Source organism: Telluria sp. RT2P19 (genome assembly GCF_059685725.1).
In genome coordinates this window covers 115078-131231 of sequence record NZ_JCASIL010000002.1, presented here as the reverse complement: position 1 = coordinate 131231, position 16154 = coordinate 115078, and the positions used below count along the sequence as shown (strand labels likewise).

Genomic DNA, 16154 nt, shown 5'->3' with positions numbered 1-16154 from the left:
TATGCATGAGAGTGGCGGCGGTGCCGGCCTGCGCTTCTTGCTTGCAGGGGGCCTCAATACTCTAATCACCTATGTGATATATCTAGGCCTGTTACGGATAACAACCGTCCAGGTCAGCTACGCGATCGCCTTTGTCATTGGCATCGCGATCAGCTATGTTCTTGGTCGTGTTTTCGTCTTCAAATCTCACCGGGGATACCGCTCCGCGCTGATGCTGCCCCTCATCTATCTGCTTCAATACTTGACCGGCGCGGCAGTGGTGTGGGCCTGGGTCGAGGGACTGCACCAGCACCCGATATTGGCCCCGGCCATTGCTATCATGGTAACCATGCCAGTCACATACCTTCTTTCAAAATTTGCATTTGTCGGAAAGATGCGATGAGTTCACTCACTTTGTGGATACAACGGCAGCGCTTCAGTTGGCGCGAGTTTCTGGTGCTGGCGCTGATTGCCGCGCTCTCTAATATTTACTTTTTAAGCAATTACTCGCCGTCTATTGATGATGAACTGGCTGCGGTGCGCACCAGTAGCGAGATCTGGATCGCACAGGGACGTTTTACCACTTACCTGATAGAGACCTTGCTGTTCCCGCAGCCATCGATTCCATTCAGCCCTTACCTGTTCCTGTCTGTCATGGCGGCCTTGTCGCAGATGCTTCTCGTGCGCGCACACGGTATGGTGCCAGGCTGGCGCAGTTATGCGGCGTTTGGTTTCTTCGTCACTTATCCAACCTTGTGGTTGATCGCCGAGTTCTCGGCCAATGTGCCTGCCATTGGCGTGGGCTTCGTGCTGGTTGCCGCTGCACTGGCGTTGCACGCTGCGAGGCCGCATGGAGCTCCGCTGCGCTTTTCGCGTCTGGAGGCGGGCCGGTTGCTGGGGATCGGACTGCTGCTGGCGCTATGCGCGGGTCTTTATCAGGCATTCCTGGTGATGTTCGCCTGTGGAACGATTGGTGTGGCGCTGTGCCGTTCGATGAATGGCACCGGTCCATTTCCATTACGGCACATCGTGGGCCAATTCTTGTACAGCGGTGTTTGTCTTCTGGCGGGCACGATACTGTATTACGTCTTTAACAAACTCGCGATGGCTGCATCCGGCATTCAGCCTGTGTACGTTGCGGGTTTCATCAATCTGGATAACCTGAAAGCCACTCGGTGGCTGGTTGGCACGATTGCCATGCATGCCTGGGCTGTCTATTCCGGCAGCGCCGATCTATTCGGTGCCGCCATGCCAGCCGCTGTCGTGGCGCTGGCATGCACCGCCATCGCCGTCGCCCGTGCACGCCTTGGCTTGGCATTGCCACACCTGCTGCTGTTCCTGGTGTTGCTGGGTACCCCGTTTTTGCTGAACCTGGTGACAGGTACGTGGGATTTGCCGCTGCGCTCCATGGTTGCTCTGCCTTATGTTATCTGGTTATGCGCACTTCTCGCATTCACGTCCCGGCAAAGTACTGCCTGGATGATCGGATTGGCAGTGTTCGCGCTCTTCCAGCTGCAGATCATCAATTTGACATCGCAATATGTGGCTGCTGCCACGATGGTGCAACAACAGGACCGCTTCATGGGCTTCGAGATCGGCGCGCGCTTGCGCCAGTTGGGGGCCGACGCCGATGCCGGCGCGCCGCTTTGGCTCGACGTTTATGGGTATGGCGAATCGCAACGTCCGAGCGTGTTTGCATCCGCTAAAACCAGCGTTACCCGAGGTTCGTTCTTCGGATGGGATAACGGCAACCTGAATCGAATCACGGCCTATTTCCGGGTGTTGGGTTTCGACCGGGTACAAGCCGCACCACCGGCCACGCGCACTGCGCTCATCGGTCAATTCGAGCAAATGCCGGTGTGGCCTCATGAAGGGTCACTGCGCCGCGTTGGCGATGTCTACCTGCTCAAGCTTGGAAACCGACCCGATAGCGCGCATCTTGGGTTGTCAGGCCGAACAAAGTGAAACAATGCACGGCTATTCCCGCAATTCTTGAAATCCGATTCAAGAAAATCATGTGCTTCTAAATAATAAAAAACCCCGGATTAATCCGGGGCTTTCATGCATGCCGAGCTTATGAAATATGACCGTGGTTTATTTCAGGTGGTCCGAAATAAGCTTGGTCATTTCAAACATCGAGACTTGCTCTTTGCCGCCGAAAACCGCTTTCAGCTTGTCGTCGGCATTGATCATGCGACGGTTTGCCGGATCTTGCAGGTCTTTCGACTTGATGTAATCCCAGACTTTCTTGGTGACTTCGGTACGCGGCAGCGGCTTGTCGCCGACGACGGCAGCGAGCGTGGCGGACGGGGTCATGGCTTTCATGAACGCAGCGTTCGGCTTGCGTGCTGCCGCCGGTTTTTCAGCAGCGGATTTCGCTGCTGGTGCTGCCTTTTTTGCTGCCGGCTTGGCCGCTGCAGCAGGCTTGGCAGCGGCTTTTTTTGCTGGCGCTGCAGTGGTTTTTTTGGCTGTTGCCATCTTCGAGCCTCCTAAAACGAACACGTGGAAAAGTGCGTAATTTATCGCACGCCTATATTGGTAGCGTTTTACAGATCGTGCAAGCCTTTTTCAAAACTTTTTCACTCGTAAAACCCACCAAATGGGCGTTATCGCACACAACAACGCATGAGAACGAAAATTCGCTGACAAGGAACGTAAAAAAAACCGCGCAAAGCGATACTTTGCGCGGTCTCTATCGACATACAGATTAACGCATGCCGGGCATCATGCCCTTCATCCCGCGCATCATCTTCATCAAGCCGCCGCCTTTGAGTTTTTTCATCATGGTCTGCATCTGATCATACTGGTTCAGCATGCGGTTTACTTCCTGCACCTGGACGCCGGCGCCGGCCGCGATGCGGCGTTTGCGGTTGGCCTTGATCAGTTCGGGCTTGGCGCGCTCGTGCGGGGTCATCGAATCGATGATGCCCACCATGCGCCGCACCGATTTTTCGGCCTGGTCCATATTGGCGCCGCTTGCGGCCTGCTGGAACTGGGCCGGCAGCTTGTCCATCAGGCCGGCCATGCCGCCCATTTTCTTCATTTGCGTCAGCTGCGCCTTGAAGTCGTTCATGTCGAAACGGCCGCCAACCTTGATCTTGTTGGCCAGTTCGGCCGCCGCCTCGGCATCGACGCCCTTGCGCGCTTCTTCGACCAGCGCCAGGATGTCGCCCATGCCCAGCACGCGGTTGGCCATGCGGGTGGGGTCGAAGGCTTCCAGGCCGTCGAGTTTTTCGGACACGCCGGCAAACTTGATTGGTTTGCCGGTCACGTGGCGTACCGACAGCGCCGCGCCGCCGCGCGAATCGCCATCGAGCTTGGTCAGCACGATGCCGGTCAGGGGCAGGGCGTCGTTGAAGGCCTTGGCGGTGTTGATCGCATCCTGGCCCAGCATGGCGTCGACCACGAACAGCGTTTCCACCGGATTGACGGCGCCGTGCACGGCGGCGATCTCTTGCATCATCGCCTCGTCGATACCCAGGCGGCCGGCGGTGTCGATGATCAGGACGTCGTGGTAGTGCTTCTTGGCCCAGTCGAGCGCGTTACGGGCGATGTCGACCGGCTTGTCGCTGGCGGTACTGGGAAAGAAGTCGGCGCCCACCTGCTTCGACACTGCTTCCAGCTGGGCGATCGCGGCAGGGCGATAGACGTCGGCCGAGACGGTCAGGACCTTCTTCTTTTTCTGTTCCTTGAGGTACTTGGCCAGCTTGCCGGTGGTGGTGGTCTTGCCCACACCCTGCAGGCCGGCCATCAGGATGATCGCGGGCGGTTGCTGGGCGAAGGAGAGCTGGGTGGCCTCGGGGCCGAGGTCGGCGCCCATCAGGGCGGCCAGCTCTTTCTGCACCACGCCGACCAGGGCCTGGCCGGGCGACAGCGAGCCGACGACTTCTTCGCCCAGGGCTTTTTCTTTGACCTTGGCGATGAATTCGCGCACCGCCGGCAGCGCCACGTCGGCCTCGAGCAGGGCCATGCGTACTTCGCGCAGCATTTCCGCGGTGTTCGCCTCGGTCAGGCGGGCCTCGCCGCGCATGGTCTTGACGACCTTGGCAAGGCGTTGGGTGAGGTTATCTAACATGTCTACCTAATAGAAAGAAGCGAGAAAGAAGCGCAATTCAGGCTTGGCGCAGTCGCCAACGCATCATTTTACCTTGCAGCGCCGCCTCGCTGCATAGCCCCTCACGCCGAACCTGTCCTGTCCCGGCCAATTCCTGCCGATGCTGTCGCCTTTTGGCATACCGCAAACACGACCAATGTCGGCCATGGTGTATTGTCGACTTGCCTTTGCGGCAAGCGTTAGTTCAACGAAACAGGAAGAACCATCATGGTGAGGTTGGTCGGCAAGACATTGGTCGCGTTCTCCCTGACGGTTGCCGCTGGCAGCGCGGCGATGGCCGACCCGCCGCATTTCCATGGCATCACGTCCCAGCACATCCAGGTCACGACCGACCTCATGGCGCAAGCCGTGGCAAGGCGGATGGCGCGTTCGCCGCTGAATGTGTGGGGCAAATGGGTCGACTACCTGCTACTCCTGGAGCCGTTCGCGCAGTACACGGACGGCGGCCGGATCCGCGCCCGCGCGGTCCGGCGGCGCCGGTGTTCAACGTGCTCGAGCGTGAGCTGGGGTTGACGGTGATGGAAGAGCAGGAGCGGCATCACGATGACGGGTTGCGCATGGCAGCGGTCGATTGAACGCCCGGCGTGTACCTATGTGGGCGCGGTCATCGGCGGGGAGGGGGCTTGCCCCCGGCCCGCGCCGATGGTGTAGACTCTTATTATGCAGAATTCCCTCTTCCTTGCCGCTGCCTTGCTGTACGCGGTATGCGCCCTGCTGCCATCGCGCCTGGGCGCCGTCATCTCGGGCGTGACCGCCGGGGCCTGGGCCCTGCACGGCGTCGCGCTCGGCATGGACATGATGGTGCCGGGACGGCTGCGGGTCGGCTTCGCCATCATGCTGTCCAGCGCGCTGTGGGTGTCGGTGGCCGCCTATTGGGCCGAGAACCGTAATTTCGCCCTCGACGGCATGCGCCGCCTGGTGATGCCGTTTGCCTTCGCGGCGGCCCTGCTGCCGCTGCTGTTCCCGGGCACCCTGACGCCGCTGGCCGGCAAGACCGCCGCCTTCGGCTGGCACATCGCGGTCGCGGTGCTGGCCTACAGCACCCTGACCATCGCCGCGTTCCACGCCGTGCTGATGGCACTGCAAGAGACGCGGCTGCACACCCGCACCGCCGGCGGCGGCTGGTTTGGCTCCGCGCTCGACCAGCTCCCGGCGTTGCTCACCATGGAAAAACTGTTGTTCCGTGTGATCTGGATCGGCTTCGTCTTGCTCAGCCTGACGGTACTGTCGGGCTTCGTGTTCTCCGAACAGGTGTTCGGCCGGCCGCTGCTGCTCGACCACAAGAGCGTGTTCGCGCTGCTCTCGTGGGCGCTGTTCGCGGCGCTGCTGGCCGGGCGCAGGTGGCAGGGCTGGCGCGGCAAGACCGCGCTGCGCTTCACGCTGGCAGGCTTCGCCACCCTGGCGCTGGCCTACGTCGGCAGCCGCTTCGTGCTCGAAGTCGTCCTGCACCGGGGAGTCTACTGATATGCGTATCTTGTTCTGGATTGCCCTCATCGTCCTCATCGTCTTCGCCGTGCGCAGCAAGCTGCGCGCGCTTGCCAAGCGCAACGGGGTTCCTCCCAACACGGCGCGCGGCCCGGCCGCGCCGGCCGGCCAGATCGAGGCCATGGCCCAGTGCGCGCACTGCGGCATGTACTTCCCGGCCTCCGAGTCGGTGCACGCCGACGGCCTGGATTACTGCTCGCCAGGCCACGTGCGCCTGCCGCCCAAGTAGTCGATGCCATTGTCGATGGGAGCGCGGGTCACGTTGTGGCGTTCGCTCCAGACCTTCACCGTCACCCGCATCGTCATTGCGCTGGTGCTGCTGCTATACCTGGGCGTCGACCTTGAAAGCGGACAGCTGCGGCCCGACCCGGTCAATACCGAGACCTGCGTCTTCTATGTGGCGGCGGCGGCGCTGTTCGCGCTGGCGGCGCGCTGGCAGCGCCGCTTCCTGATCCAGCTCGGGGTGCAGATCGGGATCGACCTGGCGGTGATCTCGCTGCTCTACATCGCCGCCGGCGGCATGCGCAGCGGCCTTGGCATCCTGTATCTGTTCCCGCTGGCCGGCGCCGCGATCCTGGCGCCGCTGGTGCTGGCGCTGTTCTCGGCGGCGGTCGCGACCCTGTTCCTGCTCGGCCTGAACGTCTGGCAGCTGGTGATCGACGGCCGCGACCCGCCGCTGATGCAGGCCGGCCTGTTCGGCGCCGCCTTCTTCGCCGGCGTGCTGATGGTGAACCGGCTGGCGGCGCGCCTGCTCAAGCAGGAAGAGCTGGCGGCGGAGCGTGGCGCCGACCTGCGCATCCAGCAGGCGATCAACGAGATCGTGATCGCCGACGTCGGCGACGGCATCCTGGTGGTGGGGGAGGACGGCGCCGTCTTCACCGGCAACCCGGCGGCGCGCCGCATGCTGGGCCTGGCCGACACCTCGGTGTTCTCGCTGCGCGCGGCGCCGGCCTTCGAGCCGGTGGCGCTGGCTTTCGACGCCTGGCTGGCCGTGCCCGACAACGACAAATTCTTCGTCACCCTGAAACCCTACCGCGAAGGCGACGGCGCCGGTGAAGTGCGCGGCCGGCGCGACCAGCCGGTGCACCTCAAGCTGCGCTTCGCGCGCGTGGCCGATGGCTTCGAGGCCGCGGGCCGCAGCGTGGTCTTCATGCAGGACGTGAGCGCCATCGAGAACCAGGCGCAGCAACTCAAGCTGGCCTCGATGGGCCGCCTGACCGCCAGCATCGCGCACGAGGTGCGCAACCCGCTGTCGGCGATCGGCCACGCCACCGACCTGTTGGCCGAAGACCTGCACGGCCCGGCCGAGGTGCGGCTCTTGAAGATCGTGCGCGACAACGTCACGCGCGTGAACCGCATGGTCGAGGACATCCTGCAGCTGTCGCGCAAGGCCCAGCCGAATGGCGGGCCGGTGCCGCTGGCCGCTTTCCTGGAAGAGCTGAAAGCCGAATTCTGCGAAATCCACGGCCTGGCGAGTGATATAGTCCATATAGGCGAGCCCGGCGGCAGTGCGGTGCGCTTCGATCCGCTGCACCTGCACGAGGTGCTGCTCAACCTGCTGAACAACGCGGTGCGCTACGCCAGCCGCCAGCCGGCCAGCATCCGCATCTTCCCCGCGCGCGACGCCGCCGGGCGGCGCGAGCTGCACGTGCAGGACGACGGCCCCGGCATCACGCCCGAAGTGCGCGACCACCTGTTCGAGCCGTTCTATACCACCTCGAGCAAGGGAACCGGCCTGGGACTCTACCTGGCGCGTGAACTGTGCCTGAACAACGATGCGAAACTCGATTATGAATACCGGTTCGATCCAATCGCGCTGGGCCCGCGCAAGGCCAGCGGCCGCTTTGTCATCACCTTCGCGCTCGAGTAAGCCATGAGCGCGCCCCGCATCCTGGTGCTCGACGACGAAGCCGACCTGCGCGAGCTGCTCGAGATCACCCTGCTCAAGATGGGTCTCGACGTCGACAGCGCCGCCACCCTGCGCCAGGCGCGCGCCCTGTTCGACGAGCACGAATACGCGCTGGTGCTGACCGATATGCGCCTGCCCGATGGCCTGGGCCTGGAACTGGTGCGCGAGATCGCCGCCTCGGGCAAGGGCACGCCGGTCGCCGTGATCACGGCCTACGGCAGCGCCGAGAACGCGGTGGTGGCGCTCAAGGCCGGCGCTTTCGACTATATCGCCAAGCCGGTGGCGCTCGACGCGCTGCGCGTGATGGTGCGCTCGGCCCTGAAATTGTCGGAAGGCGGCGCCGCGGCCCAGGATGGCGGCGTGGTCGAGTCGCGCATGATCGGCCACTCGCCGGCGATGCAGTCGCTGCGGGCGCAGATCGCGCGCCTGGCGCGCTCGATGGCGCCGATCTCGATCACGGGTGAATCCGGCAGCGGCAAGGAACTGGCCGCGCGCGAGATCCACGCCCAGAGTTCGCGCGCCGGCAAACCCTTCGTGGCGGTGAACTGCGGCGCGATTCCCGAGACGCTGATGGAGGCCGAGTTCTTCGGCTACCGCAAGGGCGCCTTCACCGGCGCGGCCGAGGAACGCGACGGCTTCTTCCAGGCCGCCAATGGCGGAACGCTGATGCTGGACGAAGTGGCGGACTTGCCGCTGGCGATGCAGGTCAAGCTGCTGCGCGCGATCCAGGAACGGCGCGTGCGCAAGATCGGCGCCACGGGCGAGGAACCGGTCGACGTGCGCATCATCAGCGCCACCCACCAGGATCTGGCGCGCTGCGTCGAAACCGGCAAGTTCAGGCAGGACCTGTTCTATCGCCTGAACGTGATCGAGCTGGCGCTGCCGCCGCTGCGCGCGCGGCTCGACGATCTGGCCCTGCTGGCCGGCGGCATCCTGAACCGGCTGGCCGGGCCTGGCCAGGCGTCGCTCGGGCCGGGCGTACTGGAGGCCTTGAAGGCGTACACCTTCCCGGGCAATGTACGCGAGCTGGAGAATGTGCTCGAGCGGGCGCTGGCGTTTGCCAACGATGGCGTGATCCAGGTGGGCGATTTGTCGCTCAAGGCGGCAAGGTTGGCGGAAGCAGGGCAGGGCGAGGTGCTTGCTGCGGCGGGCGCACCGGAACCGGCGCCGCCGATCCCGGGTCCCGGTGCGATCCCGGCTGCGGGCGCCGTGTCCGCCGCGCCTGTCAAATCTGCGGCCCCGGTCGCCCGCGGTCCTGCGGAACTGCCGAGCAACCTGCCCGAATATCTTGAACAGGTCGAGCGCGACATCATCCAGCGCGCGCTGCAGCAGACCCAGTTCAACCGCACCCAGGCGGCAAACCTGCTCGGTATCAGCGTGCGCCAGCTGCGCTATCAAATGCAGAAGCTCGATATTTGCGCGCCGGACGATTGACCGCGCGCACAACGCCGCATGGGCATTCTGCTTGTTTCTCTTCAGCAACTAAGCAGGGGCATGATGCACGCCTGCAGCGCATACCGCCTCATATTGACGAGTGAGACAACGTACTGATAGCAGGATATCTTTTTTAGCCGATTTTGGATGTTAGTACTTGCTCACTGCGAGGTCCCCGTCTATTGGGGGGCGGCCAAATGTCAAGACTGCACAGACCTCGAAACCGAAAATTTTGACCATTTATTCGCTTGCCTGTACCGCAAATCAGGTACTACAATTAGTCTCATATCAAAGCTAGGCACTAGATGTAGTGGTAGTAGACGGAAAGACACTAGTGCAATAGTTATCCGTGAGTTGTCCGTAGGTTGTCCACAAGTTGCCCACAAATTTGTTCCTAGATTTGTCGATTTAGCACTTGCCGATACGCTTTATTTAATTATTTGTACCCTGCTTCTTCCGTATGCCAGCGTGGGCCATCGGCTGGCGGGGTATCGCTTTTCTTTTAATTTGTTGACGGACCGGGTTGCGCGAGGCTGCAAGACGGTCGCCATGTAAACAAGCAGCGGTCTTGACCGCGCACCTGGAGGCGCAATGCACACAGCACAGAACATCTCGATCAACCAACACGTCACCCCAGGATCGACGTCGACCGGACCGACCCCGACCGAGATCGTCGCGCGCGGCGACTATCGCGTCATCCGCCGCAACGGCGCCGTCGTCGCTTTCGAGCCGACCAAGATCTCGGTCGCGATGACCAAGGCTTTCCTGGCCGTGGCCGGCGGCCAGGGCGCGGTGTCGGCGCGCATCCGCGAACTGGTGGAACAGCTGACCGGTAACGTCGTGGCCGCACTGGTGCGCCGCCAGCCGAACGGCGGCACCTTCCACATCGAAGACGTGCAGGACCAGGTCGAGCTGTCGCTGATGCGTTCGGGCGAACACGACGTCGCGCGTGAATACGTGCTGTACCGCGCCAAGCGCATGGACGAGCGCCGCGCCGCCAAGGAAGCCGCGGGCGGCGCCCCGGTCGCCGCGCCGCAGATCCACGTGATCGATGGCGGCGAGCGCCGCCTGCTGGACATCAACGACGTCCACGCCCTGGTCAATGCGGCCTGCTCGGGCCTGGAAAAGCACGTCGACGCCGACGCGATCGTCGCCGAGACCCTCAAGAACCTGTACGACGGCGTGCCGGTCGAAGAGCTGTACAAGTCCGCCATCCTGGCTGCCAGGGCCCTGATGGAAAAGGACCCGGCCTACAGCCAGGTGACGGCCCGCATCCTGCTGCACACCATCCGCAAGGAAGTCTTCGAACACGAAGTGCCGCAAGCTGGCGCCGCCGCCGAATACCTCACCTACTTCCCGCGATACATCGCGAAGGGTATCCAGAACGAGCTGCTGGACGAAGAACTGGGCAAGTACGACCTCGAGCGCCTGGCGAAAGCCATCGTCGCCGACCGCGACCTGCAGTTCGGCTACATCGGCCTGCAAACCCTGTACGACCGCTACTTCCTGCACGTGCGCGACGTGCGCATCGAAATGCCGCAGGCCTTCTACATGCGTGTCGCGATGGGCCTGGCCCTGCGCGAAGACGACCGTGAAGCGCGCGCGATCGAGTTCTACAACCTGCTGTCGTCGTTCGACTTCATGAGCTCGACCCCGACCCTGTTCAACTCGGGCACCCGCCGCTCGCAGCTGTCGTCGTGCTACCTGACCACCGTCGGCGACGACCTGGAAGGCATCTACGACGCCATCAAAGAGAACGCACTGCTGTCGAAGTTCGCCGGCGGCCTGGGCAACGACTGGACCCCGGTCCGCGCGCTGGGTTCGCGCATCAAGGGCACCAACGGCCGTTCGCAGGGCGTGGTCCCGTTCCTGAAAGTGGTCAACGACACCGCCGTGGCGGTGAACCAGGGCGGCAAGCGCAAGGGCGCGGTCTGCGCCTACCTGGAAACCTGGCACCTGGACATCGAAGAATTCCTGGACCTGCGCAAGAACACCGGCGACGACCGCCGCCGCACCCACGACATGAACACCGCGAACTGGATTCCCGACCTGTTCATGAAGCGCGTGATGGAGAAGGGCGCCTGGACCCTGTTCTCGCCATCCGAGACGCCAGACCTGCACGACCTGACCGGCAAGGCCTTCGAAAAAGCCTACCTGGCCTATGAAGCCAAGGCCGCCAACGGCGAAATGTCGGTGTTCAAGAAGATCGAAGCGCTGGACCTGTGGCGCAAGATGCTGTCGATGCTGTTCGAAACCGGCCACCCATGGATCACCTTCAAGGACCCATGCAATATCCGCTCGCCGCAGCAGCACGTGGGCGTGGTGCACTCGTCGAACCTGTGCACCGAGATTACCCTGAACACCAGCGCCGACGAAATCGCCGTCTGCAACCTGGGCTCGGTGAACCTGCCGCAGCACATGAAGGGCGATGGCCTGGACCACGTCAAGCTGCAAAAGACCATCCGCACCGCGATGCGCATGCTCGACAACGTCATCGACATCAACTACTACGCGGTCGAAAAAGCGCGCAACTCGAACCTGCGCCACCGTCCGGTGGGCATGGGCGTCATGGGTCACCAGGACTGCCTGCACATGATGCGCATCCCGTTCGCGTCAGAACAAGCGGTGAAGTTCGCCGACACCTCGATGGAAGCGGTCTGCTACTACGCCTACCTGGCCTCGACCGAGCTGGCCGAAGAGCGCGGCCGCTACGACACCTACGAAGGTTCGCTGTGGGACCGCGGCATCCTGCCGCAGGATTCGATCAAGCTGCTGGCCGAAGAACGCGGCGGCTACCTGGAACAGGACACCAGCGAATCGATGGACTGGACCCCGGTGCGCGAGCGCATCAAAGAGTTCGGCATGCGTAACTCGAACTGCGTGGCGATCGCCCCGACCGCGACCATCTCGAACATCATCGGCGTGTCGGCCTGCATCGAGCCGACCTTCCAGAATCTGTACGTGAAGTCGAACCTGTCGGGCGAATTCACCGAGATCAATGCCTGCCTGGTGCGCGACCTGAAGGCGCGCGACCTGTGGGACGAAGTCATGATCGCCGACCTGAAGTACTTCGACGGTTCGCTGAGCAAGATCGACCGTGTGCCGCAAGACCTGCGCGACATCTATGCGACCGCCTTCGAGATCGAGCCGAAGTGGCTGGTCGAAGCCGCCTCGCGCCGCCAGAAGTGGATCGACCAGGCGCAGTCGCTGAACATCTACATGGCCGGCGCCTCGGGCAAGAAGCTCGATGAAACGTACAAGCTCGCGTGGTTGCGTGGCCTGAAGACCACCTACTACCTGCGCACGATCGCCGCGACCCACCTGGAGAAGTCGACCACCCGCACCGGCGCCCTGAACGCGGTGTCGGTCTCGGGCGGCCTGACCGGCGGCCATGCAGCACCGGCAGCCGCAGCGCCAGTCGCCGCAGCGCCAACCGCAGCCGTCGCCGAAATGGATGAAGGCGCTGCCTGCTACCTGCGTCCGGGCGACGACGGTTTCGAGGAATGCGAAGCCTGCCAGTAATCCGCCGTAGCAAGTGCGGGCTGGCGTGATCGCCGGCTTGCACCACGACTCTTAACACCGTCGTTCCCGCGCAGGCGGGAACCCAAGTTTGCCCGCACCTCGCAAACGTCAAAGGTTCCCCCTGGCGGACGACTGCCAACAACACTATGTGTGATCTGTGACGCGATTGCCCGCGACAGACTCACACCGGAAGGAAATCACCATGCTCTCCTGGGACGACGAACCAACCAGCGCCCCGCGCGCCCCGCAAACCACCGCCAATCCTGACGCCGCGCCCGCCGCTGAGGTGGCCAAGCGCGTCAACGCCGACGACAAGCGCATCATCAACGGCGCGACCGACGTGAACCAGCTGGTACCGTTCAAATACAAATGGGCATGGGACAAATACCTGGCCGGCTGCGCCAACCACTGGATGCCGCAAGAAGTGAACATGCAGCGCGACATCGAGCTGTGGAAGAACCCGAACGGCCTGTCGGAAGACGAGCGCCGCCTGGTCAAGCGTAACCTGGGCTTCTTCGTGACCGCCGATTCGCTGGCCGCGAACAATATCGTGCTGGGCACCTATCGCCACATCACCGCCCCGGAGTGCCGCCAGTACCTGCTGCGCCAGGCCTTCGAAGAGGCGATCCACACCCACGCCTACCAGTACATCGTCGAATCCCTGGGCCTGGACGAAGGCGAGATCTTCAACGCCTACAACGAGATCGAATCGATCCACGACAAGGACCAGTTCCTGATCCCGTTCATCGACGTCCTGACCAACCCTGAATTTACGACCGGCACGCTGGAAAACGACCAGAAGCTGCTGAAGTCGATCATTGTCTTCGCCTGCCTGATGGAAGGCCTGTTCTTCTACGTCGGCTTCACCCAGATCCTGGCGCTGGGCCGCCAGAACAAGATGACCGGCGCCGCCGAGCAGTACCAGTACATCCTGCGCGACGAGTCGATGCACGTGAACTTCGGCATCGACCTGATCAACACGATCAAGATGGAAAACCCGCAGCTGTGGACCCCGGCCTTCCGCGAAGAGATCAAGGCCCTGTTCCTGCAGGCCGTCGACCTGGAATACCGCTACGCCGAAGACACCATGCCACGCGGCGTGCTGGGCCTGAACGCCCCGATGTTCAAGGGCTACCTGCGCTTCATCGCCAACCGCCGCGCGGTGCAGATCGGCCTGGAGCCGCTGTTCCCGAACGAAGAGAACCCGTTCCCGTGGATGAGCGAGATGATCGACTTGAAGAAGGAACGTAACTTCTTCGAGACGCGTGTGACCGAGTACCAGACCGGCGGTACGCTGAGCTGGGATTGATGGCTACCCGCATCGCATGAACGACAAACCCCGCAAGCGCGGGGTTTTGTTTTTTGCGCTGTACCCGTTAGCTGTGGATGAGCATTGAACTGCTGAACTGCTGAACTGCTGAGCTGATCGGCGGTCCAACTCCTGTCGACGTCGATAGGAGCGCACGGTGAAAGCCCCGTTGTTCGCCACGCTGTTCTCCCAGCTGGTGCCGAGCGACGCCAATGCAGCCTAACCCGCCTTCGCCCGTGCCCACGGTATTGCGCACCAGGCCGTCAATGTCAGCGCCGGCGCACGGGTTCGCAGCAGTGCCCAAGGCGCCGTCCAGGTGCAAAACGTCCATGCCTGCCACCGGCGATTCAAGCAATAGCTGGCACGGTTTCATGGCGTGACGCCGCGTCGTCTATCAATTACCTGGGATGGCATTGGGCACTCGATGGTGGGCGAGTCACTACCCGTCGAGCAATTGCTGCGTAGCATATTCGGAGTCAGCCACAGCGAACGATGGCAGCGCCTTGTTTTTGGCTCTTCCGCCATGTCCCTATTCGCCAGATACTTGATACATATGGAATGCGCGCAAGGGGCAAGAGTTGACCTATGATGGCGGTTTTTTACGCCTGACCAGGAGACAATCTTGCAAGCCAAACCCCTGACGCTGCATGCCCTCATGCTCGCCAGCCTGGCGACGGTATCCGTCGCCCACGCCGCACCCGCGCCCCAGGTCGCCGCCGGCCGCACTATCTTCCAGAACAACTGCGCCAGCTGCCATACGGTCGATGCCAAACTGTCGCCGCTGGCCGGCCCGGGCGTGTTCGGCGTCGTCGGCCGCAAGGCCGCCGGCGTCCCCGGTTTTAATTATTCGGGCGCGCTTGCCAAGGCCGGCGCGGCGGGCACGGTCTGGACCCGGGAGGAACTCGACGTGTTCTTGCTTGACCCGTCCAAACGGGTGCCCGGCACCACGATGCCGGTCGGCCTGCCGGACCAGCAGATGCGCACGGCGCTGATCGACTACCTGGCCAGCCTGCAAGGCCCCGCCGGCGCTGGCGCCGGTGCCGCTGCGCCGGCCGCCACCGCCAAGCCGGCCCAGCGCGCCGGTTCCTGGGACGACACCCAGCCCGGCAAGGTCTTCCACTTCAAGCCGAGCGAGCTGGCCAGACCGTTCGCCACCGAGAGCGCGGGCAACGGCCCGCGCGTGCAGGCGCGTCCGAACGGCTCGATGCCGGTCGTGATGCCCGGCTTCGAGGTCGGCGTGTTCGCCCAGGATGACGACAAGCCGCGCGTGGCCCTGCGCGCGCCGAACGGCGACGTGTTCCTGGCCGCGACCGGCGCCGGCGAAGTCAAGGTGCTGCGCTCGAAGAACGGCGTCAAGGCCGATACCGCAGCGGTATTCGCCAGCGGCCTGTCGCGTCCCTACGGCATGGCCTTCTGGCCGTCGGGCGCCGATCCGCGCTATCTGTACGTGGCGGGCGTCAATTCGGTGGTGCGCATCCCATATCGCAACGGCGACCTGAAGGCGCGCGCCGAGGCCGAGGTGGTGATCCCGGAGCTGTCCGAGACCAGCGGCGGCCACACCACCCGCACCCTGGCGTTCTCGAAGGACGGCAAGACGCTGCTGCTGTCGATCGGCTCGGCCACCAACGTCGCCAGCGACATCGGACCCAAGCCGCCGCTGCCGCTGCCCGAATGGGAGAAGCAGCACGGCTTCGGCGCCGCCTGGGGCGTCGAGACCGACCGCGCCACCGTGATGGCCTTCGACCCGGACGGCAAGAACCGCCGCACCTATGCGACGGGCCTGCGCAACTGCGTCGGCATGCTGGTCTATCCGGCGACCGGCGACGTGATGTGCAATGTGAACGAACGCGATGCGCTGGGTGACAACCTGCCGCCGGACTACCTGACGCGCGTGAAGCAGGGCGGCTTCTATGGCTGGCCGTGGTACTACATCGGCGACAATGAAGACCCGCGCCAGAAAGGTATCCGCCCGGACCTGAAGGGCAAGACGATCACCCCGGACGTGCTGCTGCAGGCCCACTCGGCGCCGCTGGGCATGGTGGTGTATCACGCACCGAAAGGCGCGCAACACGCGTTCCCGAAAGAGTACGAGGGCGACATCTTCGTCGCGCTGCACGGTTCCTGGAACCGCGGGGTGCGCACCGGCTACAAGGTGGCGCGCGTGTTCATGAAGGACGGCGTGCCGACCGGGCAGTACCAGGACTTCATGAGCGGCATGGTGATCAGCGACCGCGACGTCTGGGGCCGGCCGGCCGCGGTCGAAGTGGCGCAGGACGGCGCGTTGCTGGTGGTGGACGACGCCGGCGGCACGGTGTGGCGCGTCGTACCCAAGCCTGCGCCGAAACGCTAGATCGGCGCCGGGCCTTGCGCTAAGATGGGATCGATGCGGCGCTGCGGCACCG

The 16154-nt window shown here is 63.4% G+C and carries 12 protein-coding genes and 1 pseudogene; 11 read left to right on the top strand and 2 right to left on the bottom strand.

Going from position 1 to position 16154, the window contains the following annotated elements; translation table 11 throughout:
• Window position 1: 1 nt before the first annotated feature.
• Both AC56KW_RS02710 and AC56KW_RS02705 read left to right on the top strand, forming a co-directional pair.
• Window positions 2-382 carry a GtrA family protein gene (locus tag AC56KW_RS02710; protein ID WP_497169189.1) on the top strand — a complete coding sequence of 127 codons (381 nt, stop codon included), beginning with the start codon at window positions 2-4 and terminating at the stop codon, window positions 380-382.
• Window positions 379-1944 carry a glucosyltransferase domain-containing protein gene (locus tag AC56KW_RS02705; RefSeq protein WP_497169188.1) on the top strand — a complete coding sequence of 522 codons (1566 nt, stop codon included), beginning with the start codon at window positions 379-381 and terminating at the stop codon, window positions 1942-1944. Before AC56KW_RS02710 ends, AC56KW_RS02705 begins: the two co-directional genes overlap by 4 nt.
• Window positions 1945-2073: 129 nt before the next feature.
• Here the strand turns inward: AC56KW_RS02705 and AC56KW_RS02700 are convergent, their stop codons facing one another.
• Both AC56KW_RS02700 and ffh read right to left on the bottom strand, forming a co-directional pair.
• Complete coding sequence (locus AC56KW_RS02700) at window positions 2074-2457, bottom strand: SWIB/MDM2 domain-containing protein (protein WP_497169187.1); 384 nt, start codon at window positions 2455-2457, stop codon at window positions 2074-2076.
• Between the two features lie 229 nt (window positions 2458-2686).
• The gene (gene ffh / locus AC56KW_RS02695; RefSeq protein ID WP_497169186.1) at window positions 2687-4054 is read right to left on the bottom strand and encodes a signal recognition particle protein; all 1368 of its coding nucleotides are present in this window, start codon (window positions 4052-4054) and stop codon (window positions 2687-2689) included.
• 246 nt (window positions 4055-4300) lie between these two features.
• Here ffh and AC56KW_RS02690 point away from each other — a divergent pair, with 246 nt between their 5' ends.
• From AC56KW_RS02690 to AC56KW_RS02650, 9 genes and pseudogenes are all read left to right on the top strand, one after another.
• The gene (locus tag AC56KW_RS02690; RefSeq protein WP_497169185.1) at window positions 4301-4606 is read left to right on the top strand and encodes a hypothetical protein; all 306 of its coding nucleotides are present in this window, start codon (window positions 4301-4303) and stop codon (window positions 4604-4606) included.
• Window positions 4607-4753: 147 nt separating this feature from the next.
• Entirely contained in the window at window positions 4754-5557 is an 804-nt protein-coding gene (locus AC56KW_RS02685; protein ID WP_497169184.1) for a cytochrome C assembly family protein, read from the top strand.
• A gap of 1 nt (window position 5558) precedes the next feature.
• The gene (locus AC56KW_RS02680) at window positions 5559-5807 is read left to right on the top strand and encodes a PP0621 family protein (RefSeq protein ID WP_497169183.1); all 249 of its coding nucleotides are present in this window, start codon (window positions 5559-5561) and stop codon (window positions 5805-5807) included.
• A 3-nt stretch (window positions 5808-5810) separates the two neighbouring features.
• Window positions 5811-7448, top strand: a complete 1638-nt coding sequence (locus AC56KW_RS02675) for a sensor histidine kinase (protein WP_497169182.1) — start codon at window positions 5811-5813, stop codon at window positions 7446-7448.
• 3 nt (window positions 7449-7451) lie between these two features.
• The gene (locus AC56KW_RS02670) at window positions 7452-8921 is read left to right on the top strand and encodes a sigma-54-dependent transcriptional regulator (RefSeq protein ID WP_497169181.1); all 1470 of its coding nucleotides are present in this window, start codon (window positions 7452-7454) and stop codon (window positions 8919-8921) included.
• A gap of 591 nt (window positions 8922-9512) precedes the next feature.
• The gene (locus AC56KW_RS02665; protein WP_497169180.1) at window positions 9513-12443 is read left to right on the top strand and encodes a ribonucleoside-diphosphate reductase subunit alpha; all 2931 of its coding nucleotides are present in this window, start codon (window positions 9513-9515) and stop codon (window positions 12441-12443) included.
• A 202-nt stretch (window positions 12444-12645) separates the two neighbouring features.
• Window positions 12646-13752 (top strand): ribonucleotide-diphosphate reductase subunit beta, encoded by a 1107-nt coding sequence (locus tag AC56KW_RS02660; RefSeq protein ID WP_497169179.1) that lies wholly within the window; start codon window positions 12646-12648, stop codon window positions 13750-13752.
• Window positions 13753-13945: 193 nt separating this feature from the next.
• Window positions 13946-14230, top strand: a pseudogene (locus AC56KW_RS02655) (IS1595 family transposase); the annotation flags it as partial.
• 144 nt (window positions 14231-14374) lie between these two features.
• A complete protein-coding gene (locus tag AC56KW_RS02650) occupies window positions 14375-16102 on the top strand; it encodes a PQQ-dependent sugar dehydrogenase (RefSeq protein ID WP_497169178.1) in 1728 nt (575 codons plus the stop codon).
• The last annotated feature ends 52 nt before the right edge of the window (window positions 16103-16154 follow it).